The organism is Lacrimispora struthionigena (genome assembly GCF_048627165.1).
Taxonomy (GTDB): Bacteria; Bacillota; Clostridia; order Lachnospirales; family Lachnospiraceae; genus Lacrimispora.
Map to the genome: position 1 here is coordinate 2,357,307 of NZ_JBMBWP010000002.1, position 20,357 is coordinate 2,377,663.

General features: G+C 42.1%; 22 protein-coding genes and 1 tRNA gene. 12 read left to right on the plus strand and 11 right to left on the minus strand.

Going from position 1 to position 20,357, the window contains the following annotated elements; translation table 11 throughout:
* The first annotated feature begins 145 nt into the window (after window positions 1-145).
* Together ACOAOT_RS19985 and ACOAOT_RS19990 are read left to right on the plus strand one after the other, a co-directional pair.
* Window positions 146-2,023 carry a cache domain-containing sensor histidine kinase gene (locus tag ACOAOT_RS19985; RefSeq protein WP_420218576.1) on the plus strand — a complete coding sequence of 626 codons (1,878 nt, stop codon included), beginning with the start codon at window positions 146-148 and terminating at the stop codon, window positions 2,021-2,023.
* Window positions 2,001-2,759 (plus strand): response regulator, encoded by a 759-nt coding sequence (locus ACOAOT_RS19990; RefSeq protein WP_420218577.1) that lies wholly within the window; start codon window positions 2,001-2,003, stop codon window positions 2,757-2,759. Before ACOAOT_RS19985 ends, ACOAOT_RS19990 begins: the two co-directional genes overlap by 23 nt.
* Window positions 2,760-2,776: 17 nt before the next feature.
* Here ACOAOT_RS19990 and ACOAOT_RS19995 read toward each other — a convergent pair whose 3' ends face one another.
* The 4 genes from ACOAOT_RS19995 to ACOAOT_RS20010 form a co-directional block, all read right to left on the minus strand.
* Window positions 2,777-3,313 carry an HXXEE domain-containing protein gene (locus ACOAOT_RS19995; protein WP_420218578.1) on the minus strand — a complete coding sequence of 179 codons (537 nt, stop codon included), beginning with the start codon at window positions 3,311-3,313 and terminating at the stop codon, window positions 2,777-2,779.
* A 33-nt stretch (window positions 3,314-3,346) separates the two neighbouring features.
* Window positions 3,347-3,979 (minus strand): GyrI-like domain-containing protein, encoded by a 633-nt coding sequence (locus ACOAOT_RS20000; RefSeq protein WP_420218579.1) that lies wholly within the window; start codon window positions 3,977-3,979, stop codon window positions 3,347-3,349.
* Window positions 3,980-4,084: 105 nt separating this feature from the next.
* Window positions 4,085-4,618, minus strand: coding sequence for a cysteine hydrolase family protein (locus ACOAOT_RS20005; protein ID WP_420218580.1), 534 nt, complete (start codon window positions 4,616-4,618; stop codon window positions 4,085-4,087).
* A 29-nt stretch (window positions 4,619-4,647) separates the two neighbouring features.
* The gene (locus tag ACOAOT_RS20010; RefSeq protein WP_420218581.1) at window positions 4,648-5,169 is read right to left on the minus strand and encodes a DUF6886 family protein; all 522 of its coding nucleotides are present in this window, start codon (window positions 5,167-5,169) and stop codon (window positions 4,648-4,650) included.
* Between the two features lie 256 nt (window positions 5,170-5,425).
* On the opposite strand from ACOAOT_RS20010, the gene ACOAOT_RS20015 reads away from it, so the two are divergent.
* Window positions 5,426-6,286, plus strand: coding sequence for a substrate-binding domain-containing protein (locus tag ACOAOT_RS20015; RefSeq protein WP_420218582.1), 861 nt, complete (start codon window positions 5,426-5,428; stop codon window positions 6,284-6,286).
* 53 nt (window positions 6,287-6,339) lie between these two features.
* On the opposite strand, the gene ACOAOT_RS20020 is transcribed toward ACOAOT_RS20015, so the two are convergent.
* Together ACOAOT_RS20020 and ACOAOT_RS20025 are read right to left on the minus strand one after the other, a co-directional pair.
* Window positions 6,340-6,747 carry a VOC family protein gene (locus ACOAOT_RS20020; RefSeq protein WP_420218583.1) on the minus strand — a complete coding sequence of 136 codons (408 nt, stop codon included), beginning with the start codon at window positions 6,745-6,747 and terminating at the stop codon, window positions 6,340-6,342.
* Window positions 6,748-6,928: 181 nt separating this feature from the next.
* Window positions 6,929-7,001 (minus strand) — tRNA-Gly (locus tag ACOAOT_RS20025).
* Between the two features lie 335 nt (window positions 7,002-7,336).
* On the opposite strand from ACOAOT_RS20025, the gene ACOAOT_RS20030 reads away from it, so the two are divergent.
* The 5 genes from ACOAOT_RS20030 (at window position 7,337) to ACOAOT_RS20050 (ending at window position 12,622) form a co-directional block, all read left to right on the plus strand.
* Window positions 7,337-7,957: a TetR/AcrR family transcriptional regulator gene (locus ACOAOT_RS20030; protein WP_420218584.1), complete on the plus strand. Its 621-nt coding sequence runs from the start codon at window positions 7,337-7,339 to the stop codon at window positions 7,955-7,957.
* A gap of 9 nt (window positions 7,958-7,966) precedes the next feature.
* On the plus strand, window positions 7,967-9,481 hold the full coding sequence (locus ACOAOT_RS20035; RefSeq protein WP_420218585.1) for an ABC transporter ATP-binding protein: 1,515 nt from the start codon (window positions 7,967-7,969) through the stop codon (window positions 9,479-9,481).
* Window positions 9,482-9,484: 3 nt separating this feature from the next.
* Window positions 9,485-10,546, plus strand: coding sequence for an ABC transporter permease (locus tag ACOAOT_RS20040; protein ID WP_420218586.1), 1,062 nt, complete (start codon window positions 9,485-9,487; stop codon window positions 10,544-10,546).
* Window positions 10,546-11,487 (plus strand): ABC transporter permease, encoded by a 942-nt coding sequence (locus tag ACOAOT_RS20045; protein WP_420218587.1) that lies wholly within the window; start codon window positions 10,546-10,548, stop codon window positions 11,485-11,487. The genes ACOAOT_RS20040 and ACOAOT_RS20045 overlap by 1 nt, the downstream gene beginning before the upstream one ends.
* 61 nt (window positions 11,488-11,548) lie before the next feature.
* Window positions 11,549-12,622, plus strand: coding sequence for a BMP family protein (locus ACOAOT_RS20050; RefSeq protein ID WP_420218588.1), 1,074 nt, complete (start codon window positions 11,549-11,551; stop codon window positions 12,620-12,622).
* Between the two features lie 134 nt (window positions 12,623-12,756).
* On the opposite strand, the gene ACOAOT_RS20055 is transcribed toward ACOAOT_RS20050, so the two are convergent.
* The gene (locus ACOAOT_RS20055) at window positions 12,757-13,359 is read right to left on the minus strand and encodes a hypothetical protein (RefSeq protein ID WP_420218589.1); all 603 of its coding nucleotides are present in this window, start codon (window positions 13,357-13,359) and stop codon (window positions 12,757-12,759) included.
* A gap of 216 nt (window positions 13,360-13,575) precedes the next feature.
* On the opposite strand from ACOAOT_RS20055, the gene ACOAOT_RS20060 reads away from it, so the two are divergent.
* Genes ACOAOT_RS20060 through ACOAOT_RS20075 form a run of 4 tightly spaced genes read left to right on the plus strand, consistent with a single transcriptional unit; the run spans window position 13,576 to window position 16,550 of the window.
* Complete coding sequence (locus ACOAOT_RS20060) at window positions 13,576-14,373, plus strand: GntR family transcriptional regulator (protein ID WP_420218590.1); 798 nt, start codon at window positions 13,576-13,578, stop codon at window positions 14,371-14,373.
* The gene (locus ACOAOT_RS20065; protein WP_420218591.1) at window positions 14,366-15,148 is read left to right on the plus strand and encodes an SDR family NAD(P)-dependent oxidoreductase; all 783 of its coding nucleotides are present in this window, start codon (window positions 14,366-14,368) and stop codon (window positions 15,146-15,148) included. Before ACOAOT_RS20060 ends, ACOAOT_RS20065 begins: the two co-directional genes overlap by 8 nt.
* A 44-nt stretch (window positions 15,149-15,192) precedes the next feature.
* Window positions 15,193-15,708, plus strand: a complete 516-nt coding sequence (locus ACOAOT_RS20070) for a NanQ anomerase/TabA/YiaL family protein (protein ID WP_420218592.1) — start codon at window positions 15,193-15,195, stop codon at window positions 15,706-15,708.
* Window positions 15,709-15,722: 14 nt separating this feature from the next.
* Window positions 15,723-16,550: a M28 family peptidase gene (locus ACOAOT_RS20075; RefSeq protein WP_420218593.1), complete on the plus strand. Its 828-nt coding sequence runs from the start codon at window positions 15,723-15,725 to the stop codon at window positions 16,548-16,550.
* A gap of 41 nt (window positions 16,551-16,591) precedes the next feature.
* Here ACOAOT_RS20075 and ACOAOT_RS20080 read toward each other — a convergent pair whose 3' ends face one another.
* The 4 genes from ACOAOT_RS20080 to ACOAOT_RS20095 form a co-directional block, all read right to left on the minus strand.
* Complete coding sequence (locus ACOAOT_RS20080) at window positions 16,592-17,614, minus strand: alcohol dehydrogenase catalytic domain-containing protein (protein ID WP_420218594.1); 1,023 nt, start codon at window positions 17,612-17,614, stop codon at window positions 16,592-16,594.
* A 21-nt stretch (window positions 17,615-17,635) separates the two neighbouring features.
* On the minus strand, window positions 17,636-18,511 hold the full coding sequence (locus tag ACOAOT_RS20085) for a dihydrodipicolinate synthase family protein (protein WP_420218595.1): 876 nt from the start codon (window positions 18,509-18,511) through the stop codon (window positions 17,636-17,638).
* 150 nt (window positions 18,512-18,661) lie between these two features.
* Window positions 18,662-19,576 (minus strand): ketopantoate reductase family protein, encoded by a 915-nt coding sequence (locus ACOAOT_RS20090; protein ID WP_420218596.1) that lies wholly within the window; start codon window positions 19,574-19,576, stop codon window positions 18,662-18,664.
* 16 nt (window positions 19,577-19,592) lie between these two features.
* A complete protein-coding gene (locus ACOAOT_RS20095) occupies window positions 19,593-20,282 on the minus strand; it encodes a cyclase family protein (protein ID WP_420218597.1) in 690 nt (229 codons plus the stop codon).
* Between the last annotated feature and the right edge of the window lie 75 nt (window positions 20,283-20,357).

A 20,357-nucleotide genomic window follows, 5' to 3' on the forward strand; every position in this document is an offset into this window, starting at 1 on the left:
AAATATACTGCTGAATAAAAATAATCATTTGTTATAATTTCATAATACCACAAGGGCGCAAAGGGCAGAATAGACAATTCCAAACTGTCATTTGCATTTTTTTGAACTACATTGTATAATATTGCACGAAGGGAGGTGCTTTTCTATGAAACGGCAAGGAAAACAATATTCCCAAAAATGGTATCTCTTTATTATATATGGTCTTCTGATCCTGATACTGCTGGTTATATTCTTTGTCTTTACTTATAGCCATTACCGCAAAAATGCATTAAAAGATGCTTCCAAGGATCTGGAAAACATGTGCGCTTCAGTAGAAAGCTCCGTAAGAACCCAGTTAGACAACCTCTCATCGATTTCCATGAATATCGTATATTCCAATGCGATTAAAATGAATTTCAGGGAATTCTCCACCTCATACCAAAAATATGCTTCGGCGCCCACATATCTGGCCACCTCCCGGGAAAAGGCGATGGCAATCCATGATATCGTCACAGCTATGATCGGAGCATATCAAAGTGCCTCCGAAATCAACTTATATACCATGGACGGTTCCTGCGTTGAGGCCGGTTACTGGCTTAGAACCACCTCTGTAGATTTAGAGCGTCTGCCCTGGTACTCCCAGACTCTTGCATTAAACGGACATAAATACATAACTGCACCAGTGGTAAACAAAGAGCTGCCTGCAAAAGGCGAAAATCAGAAATCACAAAAATTCATCTCCCTGGTACGTCTTTTTCTGGACTTTGACGGCACACCGGAGGGAATTGTTGAAGTTGTCCAGGATTGTGACAGGATTTTTTCCCTTTCTTCCCAGCTCGAGCATCAGAACCCGGACAGCCATGTTTTTATCTACAATGACAGGCAGGAGCTGGTATATCCTTATGCCTCCAATTCTTCCTACCCGGACTATTACTCCATAATAACCCAGGCTTCTGTACCGGAAAGCCAGGCGGGAGTCATAAGTACCGGAAGCAGCGGAAAGTTTCTTTATTCCTTCCAGACTATCGAAGGCTACGACTGGACGGTCATCCTGGTCAGGCCCCAATCTGCATTTTATAAGTCACTATCCCTTTTCCGTACAACATTTTTTCTGATCGGAGCATTTTCCATCCTTGTTACCCTGTTTCTTTGTTTTTTTATTTCCAAGCGTCTGACCGTTCCTCTGGAAAAGCTCACGGCAGCTACTGGGAAAATAACCATCAACCGGGTACTTGATGAAAAAAAGGTCAATTTAACCTCCGCCGACAGCAGTATAAAGGAACTTTCCCTTCTCTGTGAATCCATCCGCAGTATGTACGAGAAACTGCGTTCCACTTCACAGGAAGTTTTATTATCAAAATCCGAAGAAACCCGCGCCAAATTTCAGGCGGCCCAGTCACTGATCAATCCTCATTTTCTTTATAACTGCCTGACAAATATCTCTGTTATGGCAGAAGAAAATATGAATGAGGACATCGTAAGAATGTGTAGCTACCTATGTGATTACTTCCGCTACATTTCATCCTCAAGGGAAATGATTGTCCCCCTGAAAGAAGAAGTTCTTTATACGGAATGTTACTTAAACTGCATGCAGATGCGTTATAACGAAGGTTTTACCTATACCATGAACATAGAAGAGGGAACCGAAGAATTCTATATCCCCAAACTCATTATCCAGCCAATTGTAGAAAATACCTTCAAGCACGGATTCCAGATTGCCCCGCCATGGAAGTTGTCCATTGCATCTTATACAAAAAATGAACGGTGGTATTTAAAAGTTGAGGATAATGGAGGACTTCTAAGTGAAGATAAGAAAGAAGAACTGTTAAGGATCTATGAGAACCTGGATATGAATAAAGAATGGAATTCTTTGCAAATAGGAAATATGGGACTAAAAAATGTCTGCCTGCGTCTAAGACTTCTTTACGGCACTGAAGCAGTTTTTCAAATTGACTGTTCCAGTCCCTGCAAAACCAGTTTTATAGTGGGAGGCCCTATCTATCAAACAAGGGAGGAATATTATGAGCACCATCCAGAGTTATAGTTATCTTGTGGCGGAAGATGAAAGCCTCATTCGAAAAAACCTGATCAAGAAAATCACTTCCTTAAATCTGCCTCTTAAGCTGGCTGGAGAAGCCGCCAATGGACTGGAAGCCATAGAAATAACAGAAACAAACTGTCCCGATCTCATCATTACCGATATCCGTATGCCCCAGTGTGACGGAATTGAACTGGCAAGCTATCTAAAGAAAAATCATCCCAGTGTTAAGGTGATTATCATAAGCGGTTATAATGATTTTTCCTACGCCCAGTCCGCTATCCGATATGGGGTCGTGGATTATTTATTAAAACCGGTCACTGCAGAAAGCCTTTTTGAGTCACTTCAAAAGCTTCTGATTACCATGAAATCCGAAACTAATGCACTGGAGTCTTATTGTACTGTGACTGAAAGGCTGAGTCAGGAGTCCATCTGCGGACTTATGGAAAAATATCTTCAGGAGCATTATAAGCAGGAAGTCTTTTTTCAGGAAATGAGTGAACGGTTCGGATTTACACCGGAATACCTTGGAAAGATATTTAAGAAGAGAACTGGAGAAACGCCTTCCAAGTACCTGACCAGACTGCGGATCAATGAGGCAAAACGGCTGCTGCTTCATAATCCGGATATGGAGGTTCAGAAGGTAGGGGAATTATCCGGTTATCCGGACAGCGCTTATTTCAGCAGAGTTTTTAAATCCTGTGTGGGTATCCAGCCAAGTGAATACAGGAATAAGACTTAAAAATTTGGCTGCTGCATTTATTGATGTTGCCGTTCATATTGTGCTGACCATTTGCTGAAAACCTCCATAGCTTTGTGGATCAGAATCAAATTAACGGCCATAAGCGCAAAAGTCAAAACAGAGAACAAGATAACATCGTTCAGGGGAAACAGCTTCATCCCATTGCTAATTATATAAATACAGATTGGCAGGCAGATGATACTAGTAATAACTGCCGGGACATATTTTCTTATAACCAGTGCCTGAATACAGTGAATTACCAAATGCAAAGCAAACGTTATAAATAATCCTGTCCACAGAATATACCAGTTGGTCACATAAGAAACAACTGTAATAATACTGATTATGACAAATTCCTCTGCCACGCCAAGGGCAAAGGCAGAGGTTGTTATCTGATCAAAATGAGAGGATAATTTTTTTGATAATGCAGGAAATCTATGGGTTAAATAATTTCTGTTCTTACTGATCCAAGATTGCATAAAAATTATTTCTTCAAAATCATGAAACATAAAGAGGATTGGAAACAACCACACCATTACCTTAATATCATTCATTTTTTATCTCCCAAAAATTATTTGCGGTTAAATTCAGGTCTTTCTAACAGGATGCCGTATAACTGTCTTCCATTTTGAGGGTTGCACCTTACGGATATCTGAAAGATAAATTTCATGATGAAGACGTTTATCTGTCATATCATTCATATACCCGTTTTCAGCCAGATACTCATTCATAATGGCAACAGTCGCAGGTTCATCATCAAATGGTCCTATGTGCAGGGTCTGTACGCATAGCCCTTCATCTACCGTTAAGAACTCGGCCGGCGAACAATCCATTTTTTTCTTTTTACCGGCTTCTGTCACAGCCCAGTCAAAGTCCTTTTTGGTCACAAATTCCGGCAATCGAATTACTGAAATCCAATTAAATGTGTCCTTATGTGCGTAGTCCACCCCCTTAACATCATCCTGCCACCAGAAACCTTCCAGAGGAGGAACCACATACTCAAAAAAGCCTTCTATTTTATGTGAACTTTTATAACTCATCTTGATGGTATAAGCAACAGAATATAAGATCCCCAATGCGTTCTGATATGTTCCGGCTTCCTGATTCGGGTTCCCTTTTCCTCTAACTGCAATATAATTGGCGACTGGAACTGTCACTATCTCTGGTTTATTCCCTGGCATATAAAATTCTTTATACTCTTTTTTAAAATCAAAAGCCATCTTTTGCCTCCTCTTCTCAATTGCTATTAAGAGTAAGTATAAACCCTCTCATTGTGTGAGAGTCAAGAAATTGTTTGAACAATGTAAATCTTATAGCCGATACAATTAGCCTTCAATTAATTTTAAAACCTGCTCCATGCTTATAACCTTTGCATAGCGGTTGTTCCAAATTTTGTTTTCATAATATTCTGCTAAATCTTTCCCGCTTGCAAATGCATTGTCAAATGTAGTTGTTGTTGACTGAGGTATGGTTACCTCATATTCGTATTCAAACGCCACTTTACAGGTAACATCCAAACAGTACTCCGTCTGCATTCCACATAAAATAATATTTTTTACACCTGTCTCCTGAAGATATTCATGAAGCCCGGTTTTTCTAAATGCACTGTTATACTCTTTCTCAAATATTTTTTCATCTGGCATGGGAGCTATGTCTTTGTATATCGTCCAGCCGATGCTGCCATGCTCCAATTCATCTCCAGTTCCGCCATCGTGTTGAATGTAGATAATGGGGAGCTCTTTTTTTCTGCAGGTATCCAATAATGCCTTTATATTTTCTATCACGCCCACCCTGTTGTAGGGCTCAGTTTCTACCAAAGCTGTTTGCATGTCCACAATTATTAATGCATCATAATTCATAATAAATTCTCCTGGTTTCTTTTATTTTTTCATAATCTTGGCTGCGCATATCCCATACGGCATATTGACCAATTTAATGTTGTAGTTTTAATTCTATCAGAAATCTCCCATAAATTCTTAATAATTCGAAGTTCCACATTTCTTTTTAACAGTGCCTCAAATAAATCATTAACAATATATTTTTCAATGGGTTTTTGGGCCTCTCTGGAAATATAATACCCTGCTGTCTCATCCTGTACTTCAAAGCCTTCCGGATCAAATTCATAAAGATATAAATGAGTATTTTTCATAGTTTCAAACCATTTACTTTCGATAATAACAACGTGCTGAGTTTCGGGCGAAGTAAAAAACATCTCTTTATCATGCTTCGAAGTATGTTCACCTACGTGGTAAGTTACTCTTGGGCAATCTCTTGGAGTCAAAAAATTAGGCAAATGCTTTTCATCTATAGCCCATACTAATCCAACACTTTTATCTAAGTCCTCTCTTTCCGGAATTCTGGGATTAAAAATATCAATATTACTCTCCTCGCTTACATGGAACAGCCGCATACCAAATGCACCCTTTCGCAGTTAATCATATCAATTAATGGTAATTTCATTTCTAATATCTTAAATCTGTACATGATAAAATGCAACAAGTAAATAAAAACACTGTATTACAAGGCTTCATAGAAGTGGTAACCTCAGTTCTCAAGTAATGATCCCCACCCCCCTCGCATATAATTGAGTATCCATGTATTCTTCCAAAGCTTAAATATTCCGGCTATAGGAAAAATTGATTATTAATATAGGGGATGATGCAGATTTGAGCCAAATAGTATATATGAATTATAAAATTTATTTAGTAACTATGGATAAAAGTGATCAATTTTGGAGTTTTATGAATAATGGTGCCAGAGAAATGGCTTCTATGTTAGGTGTAACATATGTATGGGATGCCCCTATAACAAGAGATGTAAATAAACAAATCGAGATCCTTAACAATGCCGTAGCAGCGGGAGCAGATGCTATCATGTTGGCGGCCAGTGATCCTTTAAAGATTTCAAGTTCAGTTGAAGAAGCGATATCAAAGGGTGTCAAAATCATTTATGTTGATGCACCCGCATTTGAACAAGCCATCGTAACCTTAGCTACAGATAATTTTATAGCTGGTAAGATAGCCGGAGAAAATATGTATTACGAATTAGATGAGGCTGGACTCACTAGTGGTTCAATAGGAGTCATTGGGGTAACGCCTGAAAACAGAACGACTGTAAATCGGGATTTAGGATTCCGCGATTATTTTAATCTGTTTAGCCAATATCAAATATTAGATACGATCTACACCAATGGTGACCCGGAATTAGCAAAACAGGCAACGAAAAAATATATAAGAGACAATCCCAATCTTGTTGGTATCTTTTCAACCAATGAAGGTACTACGTTAGGAATGGGAAATGCTTTGAAAGAAAATAATACAAATATTATCGGGATTGGATTTGATATCACAGAGACCATTCAGGAAATGATCAGAAATAATATTATAAAAGCTGTATTGGTACAAAGCCCATTTACAATGGGCTATTTGGGTTTGGCTGAGGCAATTGCTGCATTAAGGGGATTAGATACTGGTTCACAATTTATTAATACCGGAGTGACTGTAGTTAATAGGTATACGCCAGTTTAAGACATGGCAACGTTTTAAGAAACCGCGTTTCCTTCCACCCCCCAAAAAATATGTCAGCACCCCAATTTATTTCTAAATTCAATAATTGTACCTTCCGGAGCCTTCAATTTAAATAATTTACCACCATTTACTTCATAAATATCATTTGCGCCATGTTTAATAAATGAATAGGCTCCTTTTTCACCGAGTTCATAATATAATTGATTTATATCATCTACCCAAAGACAAATATGAGAGACACCGGTATGTTCATCATCTATTTGATCAAACTGTTGTTCATTTTTGGGTGTCTGTAATTCAATACAAAGGCTGTCATTTTTAATCCATGTATTATACTCTCTTCCATGGAAATTAGGTGTTTCCTCTATTATTTCCATATCAAGCATCTTACAATAAAATTTCAACGACTGCTCATAGTCGTTAGTTTGTATACAAATATGGTGAAGAAAACTTTTACTCATTTTATATATTTATCTCCTCTTCAAAACTAATTTTTTCAATTAAGAATACACCTATTATTTCCCCGACTTTCTTACATTGTATCAAACCAGTTCTTAATCCTAATGTTGCCAAGCTTTACTGACAGACACTCAAAAATAGCGGAAACCCTGATAAAACCTAGGCTTCCGCTACAAATAAAAAAGCGCGAGACGGGACTCGAACCCGCGACCCCGACCTTGGCAAGGTCGTACTCCACCAACTGAGCCACTCGCGCATGAAATATTTATTTCACAACACAGGCATTATATCATATACAGTGGAAATTTGCAATATATTTGTAAATTTTTTTTATAACAGAAATAATAGAAAACAAAGGTTTATTTCAGAAAAACAGGAAACTTTATCCAATCAATTTTCTTAATTAAACGCTGGAAATTTCACCCATTACCCCTTATTATTTTCCTAGTTTTATTAATTTTCAAGCGTCATTCTTTTATATTCTTAATCCAATGCTTAATATAACCAATTATTCTGATTTTTCATTGACACCATACTAAGGGTTCCGTATAATGCAAGAAATTGGTCACCTGACCAAAAGGGAGGCGTGATATGGGTCAAATTTTATCAATAGAGGAACAACCCTGCAGCACTTCAACAGAGGACAGAATTCTGGATGCGGCCCTTACCATCATTCAGGAAAAAACCATCAGCGGTTTGAGAATCCGTCAGGTGGCAGAAAAAGCAAATTTGTTTCAATCCAACATTCATTATTATTACAACAGTAAGAAAGAGCTTCTCCTTGCTGTTCAGAAAAAAGTCTTAAACCGTTACCGCGAAATCCGCCAGCAATCCATTCATCAATCAGGTATTGGTCCGGAAGCGACTTTGGAAGATCGCCTGGACATTTTTATAAAACAAAAGCTTTACACCATTTTAATAGATAATAAATACGATGTGGCGGAGCTAGATTTTTGGAACCAGTCCCGCCTGGATCCTGATATGCATCAGGAATTCTGTCTTTCCTATCAGAACTGGAGAACGGAAATCCGGGAAATCGCAGAAACATTTGCACCAGATATGCCTTTTGCAAAGCAGAATCTGATTGCCGGAATTGCGGTTTCTCTGCTGGAGGGGGCCGCTGTTCAGTTTCTGGTTGATAACGAGGCATTTGACTTAGATTCTTATTTTGCTTATTGCAAATCAATCCTGATCAGAGAGATCAGAGGCTAGGAGGAACCAATGAAGGAATTGCTGAAAATGGAGCAGATTACCAAGCAGTTTGGGGATGTATATGCCAATCGCAACATCAATCTCTCTATAAGGGAGGGCGAAGTACATACTCTGTTAGGAGAAAACGGCGCGGGAAAAAGCACCCTGATGAATATTTTAATCGGCTTATACCAGCCTACTGCCGGAGCCATTTATCTGCGCGGAGAAAAAGTGAAAATTGACTCACCAAAGGCTGCGGTGAAAATGGGCATTGGCATGGTACATCAGCATTTTATGCTTGTAGAGGCCATGACTGTATTGGAAAATATTATTCTTGGAAGCCGGAAGGATTCCTCTGTCTTTATCAAGAAGGATCGGGTAAGAAAGGAAATCATGGCTCTTTCAGAAAAGTACGGTCTTGACGTGGAATTGGACAAGCAGATTACTGAAATCTCCGTAGGAGCGCAACAGCGGGTGGAAATATTAAAAGCCCTTTACCGGGGAGCGGAACTTCTTATTCTTGATGAGCCTACTGCTGCGCTCACCGACATTGAGGCAGAAGGACTTTTTTCCATAATCCGCAAACTGACTGGAGAACAGAAATCCGTGATATTTATTTCCCATAAGATGAGAGAGGTTCTTTCCATCAGCGACAGAATCACCATTTTGCGGGCAGGCGAGACCGTCACCACTTTAAATAAAGAGGACACTGATGGCACTCAGCTGGCGAATTTAATGATCGGAAGGGAAATGGTGCCCAGTAATTATAAGAAAGTTACCTCTGACGGAGATGAAGTGTTAAGCTTTCAAAATATCAGCTATCATAAGCAGCACAAGCACAGCGGCTTAAATCAAATAAGCCTTTCCGTACGAAAGGGAGAAATTCTTGGCATAGCAGGAGTTGACGGGAATGGTCAGTCACAGCTTGCACAGCTTGCAGCCGGAATTATTGCACCTGAAGAGGGAGAGGTCTTATTAAAAGCCTCCCGTGTATCCCGCTTTGCACCAAACGGCTTTATCCTCTCCCACGTTTCCCATGTTCCGGAAGACCGTAATAAGATGGGACTGATCGGCAATATGACAGTCAGGGAAAATCTGGTTTTAAAAGCCACAGAGGAAGCCCGTTTTTCCTACGGACACGGAGCACTCTTAAAGAACAAAGCCATAACTAAATTTGCACTTGAAATGAAAGAAAAAAATGATATCCGCTGCGCTTCCATTGAGCAGGAGGTTCGAAACTTATCCGGAGGAAACCAGCAGAAAATTATACTTGCAAGAGAAATGGAAAATGAACCGGAACTTCTGATTGCAGTTCATCCAACCAGAGGCTTGGACATCGGAGCCGCCCGTTATGTTCATGATACCATGGCCGCTGCCAGGGATCGTGGCTGTGCGATTCTGTTAATCAGTGCTGATTTTGATGAAATACTCAATTTATCAGACCGGATTCTGGTTATGTTCGAGGGTCAGGTCATGGGAACCTACTCAGGAGTTAACCCGCCCATTGAACAAATCTCACTTGCAATGGCAGGAAAGGGGAATTAGGACATGAAGCAGAGAGAAAATTTAATGAAGGTCATCGTGCCCGTGTTATCCATTCTGGTGGCATTTATTATCGGAGGGATCATTATGATCTGCCTGGGTAAAAATCCCTTTCAGGCATATGGATTTCTGTTTTCCGGCGCTTTTGGAAGCAGCAGAAAGATTGCCCAGACCCTTGTAATTGCCTGTCCTTTGATATTTACCGGACTGACTGCAGCGTTTTCCTATAAATGCGGTGTTTTTAACCTTGGAGGCGAAGGCCAGTTTGTTATGGGTGCCGTTGCCAGCATCTTTTTTGTAACCAGGTCCGGGATCGGAGGAATTGCAGGAATACTGCTCAGTCTTCTCATCGGCGCTGTTGCAGGAGCTGTATGGGGTGCAATTCCAGGGATATTAAAGATTACAAGAGGCTTAAATGAAATGATTGTCAGCATCATGCTGAATTACGTGGCAACCCTTTTTATGGGTTACGTTTATACTACCCTTTTGCGAGACGGAAGTGTTCCCCAGACTTTTGCAATCCCCGACAGCACCAAACTGGCAGTTGTATCAAAAAGCTTTCCCGTCCACTGGGGTGTATGGGTTGCTTTATTTCTGGCATTTGCAGGGTATTACTTTTTATTCTATACCTCTAAGGGATTTAAGCTGAGGGCAGTGGGCTTAAATTCAACTGCCGCATTTTTCAATGGTTTTCCCGTAAACCGGTATGTGCTTTTCTCCTTTATTGCCTCAGGAGCGGTTGCCGGGCTGGGCGGAAGTGTAGAGCTTCATGGAAAACAATTAAGACTGATGGGGGGATTTGGTCAGGGCTTCGGCTTTGATGGAGTGGCAATCGCACTGATTGCCCAGCTTAATCCCATCGGAACTGCTGCAGTTGCATTTATCTTTGCCGTACTGAGAAAAGGGGCAAGTACCTTACAGACTGGTATGCAGATTCCTACCGCTGTGGTTGATATCATTCAGGCATTGGTAATTATATTTGCAGTGGCTGGCACAGCGCTGTTAAAGCTTCCCGCTATCAGACAATACATAAACAGCCACATGGGGAAAAAGGAGGTTACCAACTGATGGATGCATTTTTCAACATGAATTTTCTCACTGAGCTGCTTCTCTCTACCATACGAATGGCAACTCCCATTTTGTTTGTTGCACTGGCTGAAACTTACTCCGAACGGGCGGGACTGGTCAATATCGGTCTTGACGGAATCATGTCCTTTGGTGCATTAATTGGTTTCTTGATCGGTTATAAAACCGGGAGCCCAACAACCGGTATTCTGGCTGGTGCCCTGTCCGGTGTCGCCATTAATATGATTTATGCGTTCTGCACCATCCGTTTATGTGCTCCCCAGATTGTTTATGGTATGGCAATTAATATTTTTGCACCGGCACTGGCTTCCTTTATCTACCGCCTTTCCTTTTCCGATACCTCAACACTGATCCAGGGCGTATCCATGAAGGCAATGCCCATTCCGGTTCTTAGCAGTATTCCGTTACTTGGACCTTTGTTTTTCAACCATATTCCTCTGGTGTACGTGGCATATCTGCTGGTACCTGTCACTGCAGTGTTCTTTAACAGGACAAAAGCAGGACTTAATTTTAAAGCGGTAGGGGAATTTCCCAAGGCAGCAGAAACACTGGGAATCAATGTTGTGCTTCAAAAATACATTGCCTGCATCATCTGCGGCGCACTTGCGGGAATCGGCGGAGCGTATTTAACCATCTGCTACACCAGTACCTACTCCGAGGGAATTGTGGCAGGCCGTGGATTTATTGCCCTTTCAGCTGTTATATTCGGGCGTTGGATGCCTTCCGGTGTATTGTTAGCCTGCCTGCTTTTTGGATTCTGTGATGCACTGCAGATCCGGCTCCAGCTGTTAAGTCCGTCCACTCCCTACCAGCTTCTCCAGATGATCCCCTATCTTTGTACCCTGTTTGTTCTTGCGTTTTTCGGGATACGAAAAAGCGGTCCAAAAGCCAACGGACAGCCCTATTACAGAGAAGAACGATGATGATAATTCCAGGACAGCCCTGCGATTATATATTTTTTCAAACATAAAAGGAGGATTTATTATGAAAAAGACTATGAAAACAGCATCTCTTATTATGGCCGCAGTCCTTACTGCCATGAGTCTTGCTGCTTGTGGCAGCGCGTCTGCACCAACAAAAGCGGCAGGCTCTACAGCAGAAACTTCTGCAGCGGAGACCACAAAGGCAGAAACCACAAAAGCAGAGGAGACAAAGGCGGCTGACTCTTCAAAAGCATCCGGCTATAAAGTGGCCATGGTCCTTGACTCTTCTGTTTCAGACGGAGGCTGGGGCGCAAGCTGCTATCAGGCTATGGTAAATGCGGCAAAAGACAGCGGCTGGGAAACGGTGTATACGGACAATGTAGCGACTGCTGATTTTGCCACGGTTATGACCGATTACGCAGAACTGGGCTACAACCTAATCTTCGCACCAGGCAATCAGTATACCGATGCAGTAAAGCAGGTAGCAGAAGAATATCCGGATATCAAGTTTGCTCTGTTAAATGGTACTGTTGAAACAGAAAACATCACCTCCATTCTTCCTGATGCAAAGCAGATCGGTTACATGGCAGGTGCTCTGGCAGGTCTTATGAGCAAGACAAACAACATTGGATTTATCGGCGGTATGGAGCTGGATACCACAAAGGCAAAGCTGGAATGCTATGAAAAGGCAGCCAAAAAAGTAAATCCTGATATTAAAGTTTCCTCTGCTTATGCAGGCTCTTTCAGTGATACTGCCAAGGGTAAGGAAATCGCTTCCTCCATGGTTTCCACCTATGATGTTGATGTAATGTTTGGTGATGCCTCAGCAGTTGATACCGGAGCACGGGAAGCACTGGCTGGATCAGAGGGCAGATATGATATCGGTCAGCCAGGTGATTTAGGTTCTGCTGATCACAAAATAATCATCTGCTCTGTTGTGACCGACAACGCGGCTTTGTTAAAAGCCTGTATGAAGGATGTGGAAGCAGATACCTTTGGCGGCAAAACCATCTACGGTGATTTAAGCAACGGCTGCTTAAGCATCGGAACATTTTCCAGTTTAGTTCCACAGGATATTCAGACACAGTACAAAGATATCGTTGATCAGATTAAGGCAGGAACTTTTATTCAGTAATTAAAAATCCCCGTGAAAGCTAGTATGAAAATACTACTTTCACGGGGATTTTCCTGTCTTTTTAAACGGGAATCTTTCTAACAATACATAGTGAACAGAATTGGGGAATCCTGATATTCGGTTACTTCAACTTATTATTTCAGTGCAAAGGAATTAAAGAAAGTGTCAATTTCCGGTGTTCTTTCTCCTGATTCAGACACTGCCTGAAGCTGATAAACATGATCTCCGGCAATATATACTCTGTGATAGAAGACAATGGTATCAGATCCCAGCGGCGCACTGTATTTTAATTCTTTACCCTGGTATTCGCCAAGGGTAATATCCTTGCTGTCTTCAATGGTATAGGGAATATTGGCAACTGCGCCTTCTAACATAGCTGAAGGTTCTGCTGCTGTACCCTCAGGTATAGCACTGTACATAACATTGTAAAGCGCATCTTCCTGCTCAAGCATATAAGAATACAGATCAATTGCAGTTCCTTCAGAGGAAACTGACTGCTTCATCTCTTTGGGTGTTCCTGGATAGCTGGCTGTAAATAATCCGTTCGGATCTTCAAATGCTGTGAAAGCGTCTGCGCCTGCTTCTGTACTGGCTTCAGCTGCTTTGCTTTCCTCAGTTGTTTCCTGTGATTGTGCAACAGTTGTTTCTGTTGCAACGGCTTCTGCCTTTTTACCGCAGCCTGCAAGTGCTGCAATCAATAAACAGGCCAGTAAAATAGAATAAATTCTCTTTTTCATAATTTCTCCTCGTCAATTGGTATTGGCAATCCCCCTGCTAATATATGTAAAATCGAAAGCAGTAAGATTATAGCATAAATCCCCAGTGGTAACAACTTATTATTTTTTAATTATTAATTAAGATTTTTGTAACAATTATTTGCATTCCATGAATGTCATGATTTTATATAAGGGTTTACCAAACAACAAAATTCATGCTATAATATAGGAAGAAATATGCCGTTTCAATACGGCAGAACGGAGTTTTACATGTCACTCATACCGTTTCAAAAATTACCGCCCAGAAGGCATACAGAAGATGCCAGACAGTATGCGTACCGGATCATACGGCATTTTATTTTAAATCTCCATCTACCTCCCGGAAGAAAGATGAATGAAGTAGAACTGGCAGATGCATTAAACATCAGCCGGACTCCTGTCCACGATACACTGTACAAGCTTTCCAGAAAGAATCTGATCGATATTATTCCTCAGAAAGGTGCGTTTGTTTCAAAAATCGATACTGCGCGAATCGAGCAGACCTTATGGATTCATAAGCAGCTTGGGACAGCCATGATCCAGAATATTTTTATCCGGAATGTTAAGGGCACTCAGTTTGATATCCTCTATCACCATTTGCGGGAGCTGGAGGACTATTTAGCTCAGGGGGATTTATCCCATTCTGTCCGGTTAATTACTGATTATTATCATCTTCTTTATGAATTGGGAGGAAAGATGAATCATATATGGGAAGCTGTGCAGAAAGCCGGCATGGATCTTCAGAGACTTTTATATCTGGCTGCGTCGGATTCTTCAGTAACAGAAGATTTTATAAAGGATCTTACGTCTCTTACCGATGCACTGGCTGCAAGAAACACCGATCGTGCATGCACCATCTACCGTCATCATTTATCCCGGATACAGCTTCTGATTCCACCTTTGAAGGAGTGTTATCCGGATTATTTTCTTGAAAGCCAGCCGGGTTATGATACGGCGGCTTCCTACGATCAGAAAGGAATCAGCTACGATGAATGATTGTATCCAAACCAGATTTTCCCTGACCGGAAAAAAGGCTCTGATTGCCGGAGGCACTGGTGGGCTTGGAAGCTCCATTGCAAAAGCATTTCTTCAAAGCGGAGCCGATGTTGCCGTCTGCGGAGGGCATCCGGAAAAGGCCGGTTTTTTAAGAGAAACAGCTGACAGGGAAGGAAGGCGACTTCTCACTCTCGGTTGTAATATTACAGATCCCCATAAGGTAGAAGGAATGATGGACGAGATTAGCCGGGAATTCGGTAATCTTGATATCTTAGTGAACAGCGCGGGTATGAACCGGCTGATTCCAGCCGAAGATTACGAAGAAGAAGTGTTTGCACAGGTTATGGATTTAAATGTGCTTGGAATTCATACAGTGACCCGGGCTGTGGGAAAACGTTTCATGATCCCAGCTGGATACGGACGGATTTTAAATCTGTCATCGGTAAAAGGCCTCATTGGAACCGGACAGGATTATCTGGCTTACTGTACCAGCAAAGGGGCTGTGAATATGTATACCAAACAGCTTGCCTGTGAATGGGGCAAATACGGAGTCACATGTAACGCCATTGCCCCAACCTTTGTCCGGACTCCCATTAACGCTTTTCAGCTGGATGATCCTGAGTTTTACCAGACCTTAACGAAGCGGATTCCTTTGGGACGAATTGGTCAGGAAGAAGATATTGCAGCAGCTGCGGTATTTTTATGCAGCGACGCCTCTTCCTTTATAACAGGACAGATTCTTGGTGTAGACGGCGGTTTAACCGCAATGCAGTAAAGGTAACATAAATCAGAATATAAGAATTGACGGAGGAATCGATTATGATTTTCGGAAATATTTATAGTTCCATGTTAAAAGAACAGCTTGCCATTCTGCCCGCTCCTCTTAGCTGCGCGATCCGTTATCTGACTGAGCATGATATGGCAGCCCATGAACCAGGGGTGTTTACTATAGATTTAGATGGTATCCCGGTAATTCTTCAGGTACTTGATTTAAAGACCGGTGACCGGAGCGGACTTCGCCCTGAGATTCACAGAAAGAATATCGATGTACAGTTTCTGGCCTGGGGTGGTCCGGAAGAGGCCGGCTTTTACACAGATGACGGCAACGGACAGGTTGAGGAGAATCTTCTTGATACTCCAAGAGATATTCTTTTTTATAAAAATGATCCCGCCGCTGGGGAAGGTCGGATTCATATGATACCGGGAACCTTTGCCATTTATTTCCCCTGGGATGTGCATATTCCTGCAATTCAGGCAGGTGATACCCCATCTTCCATCAGAAAGATTGTAATTAAAGTACCGTTAGATAGCTGCCTTCCGGACAGCACCCGTTAGGAGGGGCACCAAATATGGAATTAAACCATTATCTGGAGGCTCTTTCTTTGAAAGATCCGGATCAAAGACGCAATGCACTCAGGGAAGTTCTTGTAAAGGAGCATCTGGATTTTGATCTTCAGGAGGAAGCGCCTTCCCAAAAGGCTCCAAGAGGGATTTATAACTATATTCTGGCACCATGGAATAGTGAGCCCGGTCCTCTTTTTTGTGCACATTATGATGCAGTGCCCGGCAGCTTTGGCGCCAATGATAATGCTGCTGCTTTGTGCATTCTCATCGCTCTTGCAGGGAAACTGAAAGAAGAGAATTTTCCTGCCCGATTTGCATTTTTTGATGGGGAAGAAACCGGCAATACCGGGAGCAGGCTCTATGCTGCTTTCATGAATCATGAGGAGATAACAGGAGTTATTAATCTGGATGTGTGCGGCTATGGGGATACCATTGCAGTTAACAGCCGGGGATACGAACGAAAGCCGGGAGTGGAAGCATTTTGCAAAAAAGAAGTCCTGGCAGACCATAACGGTGTTCTTGTAAAATATCTTCCGGGAAGTGATGAAGCTTCCTTTTCCGGCAGCCGTACTCCGGCAATCAGTATTGCCAGCGTCCCAAGATGGGATATCCAGTATCTAAATGCTCTTTCCAAGATGGGCAGCGGATTATTAGGCAGACCCCCGGAATTTCATATGATTCTGGATCAGATGGAGATTTCCACTACCATGCATGGTGGATACCGGGATACTCCGGAATGGGTTGAATTAGAATCCATGAAACGGATATACGATTATTTAACCGATGCACTTCACAGGTCTATTGATAAAAAGAAAAGGTTCCTTCTGTTTTAATAAGCAGAAGGAACCTCTTCTTTTAGAGAGAGAGTGGGGTTTTAAAAATCAAATGTAAGAATAATCTTGCGGATAGACAGATCATGACTATCCACAAAATCAAAGGCCTCCTGAGCCTTAGTAAGCGGGAATGTGTGGGAAACAGAACCGGTCAGATCCAGTTTTCCCTCTTGAATCATATCAATAGCTTTTCCAAACATTTTATTCTGAAGTCTGGAGCCTCTCACATCAAGCTCCTTGGCTGTTATGGCAAACTGATTGATCTCTGTGGGAGCAGTTGAAAATCCCATGGTGATAACCTTTCCGGCGTTTCCGGTAGCATTTAAAAGGCGGATCAGGGAATCCTTGTTGCAGACCGCATCGATGGATACGGTTGCTCCATGCATATGGGTGTATTCTTTTACTTTCTCCACAAGATCCTCATTTAATACGTTAATCGTGTATTTTGCTCCATTGGCTTTCGCCGTCTCAAGCTTATCATCCTGAATATCAGCGACTATAATGTGATCGCAGATTTGACTGGCAATCTTTAAAATAGAGCTTCCAAGAGCACCGGAACCGTAAATGAGAAGCATATCGTCTTTTTCCAGTTCTGCTCTGGTGCAGGACTGTATGGCAATGGTGGTTGGCTCAATCATAACTGCATCCCGGTCTGATATGGAATCAGGCAGAATATAGCAGTCAGCTTCCGGCACCGCGATAAACTCCCGATAGCCTCCGTCAATATGAACGCCCCTTACCTTTAAATGATCACAGACATTGCCTCTTCCTTTCCTGCATGGATAGCAGTGTCCGCAGCTGGTAACCTGGTTAACGATTACACGGTCACCCACTTTTAATTTTTGAGCAGAGGCACCGGTCTCTGCCACTACACCTACCATCTCATGCCCGATAATTCTTGGATATGTTGCTGCTGCGTTGGTTCCGTGGTAGATACCAACGTCTGAACCGCAGATTCCGGCAGCTGTCATTTTTACAATCACATTGTTTACTTCATCAAGAACAGGTTTTTCTATATCAATTACCTTTAATTCTCCCGGTTTTACAATCTGTACCGCTTTCATATGATTCATCTCCTTTATGTCTTAGCGTACCTCCAGATATTTGGAAAGAATCTCATCCATTTCTTCTTTCCGGCTTTCTGTTAATGGCAGCATGGGCTTTCTTACTTCACCGGCTGGAATCCCCTGATTGGAAACGATGTACTTTAAGTTTGCACAGAGACCGTTCTTCAAAAGCACATCCAGAATGTTATTGGATTTGGTCTGAAGAGCTCTGGCTTCTTCCTCTTTTCCTTCCAGGTATAATTCCATGATCCGTTTGAACTGGGGCAGCATGAAGTTAAAGCTGCTTCCAATAAAACCATCACAGCCAAACGCAAGAAATGCCACCATAGAGCTTTCAAAACCTCCGTAACAGATGATATCGGAATTTATGTTTTTGATCCGTTCCATCTGCAGAAGATTTAAATTGGTGTGCTTGATTGCTCCAATTGCTCCGGATTTTATAAGTTCTCTGGTTTCCGGATTATTTAGATCCAGCTCCCTGTGAGTGCTTGATGGGATATTATAGTAGAGGACGGATTCCCCCACTGCCTGGGCAATATCGTAATAGTATCCTGCAATTTCCTTCTCCGAAAATCCAAAATACAAAGGCGGTGTTGCCGCAATGCCGCGAATTCCAAGTTCCTTTGCTTTCTTTGCGTAAAAAACGGCTTCCTCAGTGCTGATGGCACCTACATGCGCATAGAGATCACAGCGGTCTTTCAACTCCGATGCCAGTTCAAAGGAACGAACCCGTTCTTCTCTGTTTAACAGAAAGCACTCACCGGAGCTTCCCCCGATAAAGAAGCCATCTGCACCTTCTGTAAGGTTTCTTTCCCAAAGCTGTCTGGCTGAAGATTCGTTGATTTTACCCTGTCTGTCAAATGGTGTAATTGAAGCAACAATTAATTTTTTCATGTTAGTATGTCCCCCTGACATTTAAATGAACCCCATATTGTCCCGGTCTGATTCCGGAATGAAATAAAAATTGGGTGTCTCAAAAAGCAGATAGCATGCTGTATTCATTCACACTGACTCTTTGGGACACCCTCCCTTCTCTTGAGCAAATTACCTTTTTTTTCCTTCCAAAGCATGTACCATTTCCACTACAAACTCGTGGGTCGGAACAGGTATCCCGCATTTGCCAGCTGCTCTTACAACGGAACCGCTGATCATATCCACCTCAGTTTTCCGTCCATTCTGTATATCAGCACGAATTGAGGTACATCCATTTGGTGACATTTCAGATGTCTTTTTTACTTTTTCTATAATTTCTTCTGCATCAGCTTCCAGACCCAGACCATGAGCCACAGCTACCGCTTCGCGGATCAGTCGGACCGTCATATTCCAGGCATGGTCATTGGCAGCAATGTATCCCATGTCTACCTGCAAAATACCCGTAACTGCACTTAAGGAAACATTGGTAAACAGTTTGTTCCAGATCAGCTGCTGGATATTGGAATGAATCTTCACGGAAAAACCGCAGCATTCAAATTCCTCTTTTAACCTGGGGAGAAATCCATAATTATCTTCTGTGAGCATTCCCACATTGGTATTTCCAGTTCCGCCTCTCCTGATCAATCCAGGGCCCAGAACTGCTCCGTTGTCTTCTGTCGTGCCAATAATAATGTGATCCGTGGGAGCAAATTCTTCCAGAATGTCTTCATGACCGGAGCCATTCTGCAGCGTCATTAGATAGGTATCTTTCCCGATCAGGTTCTTACCAGATACAAGTGCATCTCTGGAATACAGGGATTTCACAAAAAGAAGTACCAGATCCATGACTGGAAGGCCTTCTGCAGAAGTAACTGCATTGGGTTTGTATACGTTTTCTTCCCCATTCTCCTGAAGTCTGATTCCTTCCTTCTGGATATGTTCTACGATGGCAGGGGAAGTATCGATCAGATAAACTTCATGCTTTTGGGACAGATGACCGCCATAGATGGAACCCATGGCTCCAGCTCCGATTACTGCAATTTTCATATCCATTCACCTTCCGTTATCTGGAAAACTCTGCAATACCCTCAATGGCATAAGCACGAATCGGGCAGGAATCAAGACCTTTGATGGGGATTGGTGTATAGGACATAAAGAAGGTGTCGGTTGTCAGTTCCTCTAAATTCTTAAGCACTTCTAAGAACACCACATCAACCTCCATTAAAACATCATGGAATGCAGAAACATCGGTGTTGTTGCTTTCAATGGAAACACCATCGCCAAATCCCACACATTTCACTTTCTTCTCTTTCAGCCACTCAGCTGTTTCACGGCAGATAAAAAGTCTCTTATCTTCCTCTGTGTTGGAAGCTGGAGTAAATGGAGGCAGCTTATACTGGGAATCAAGAATTACGATATCGCATTCTTTAATCCGGTCGCCGCAGGCTTTCTCTAAATCTTCTGCCTTAATTTTTCCGTTGGGCTCCATATGGGTAATGCTTACGTAAATAGCACGTCCCATAAATGTGCTGATTGGAAGGCCCTGAACATCAGTCCAGTTGTCGTTGTGATGATACGGACATTCTACATGGGTTCCTAAATGGCTGGTTAAATCCATGATGGTATGGAAATCCGGAATTGGGCCGCCTGTGTTAAAACGGAATAAATGGCACCGTCTTGATTCGGTAGCCGGATCCAGCTGCTTTGTTAAATCAATTACTCTTAAACCATTTCCTAATTGTGATACGCTCATTTGATTTTCCTCCTGCGAGATAAAATATTATTTTTCTTACTGCTACTATTATACCTGTATACCGGTATACCGGTC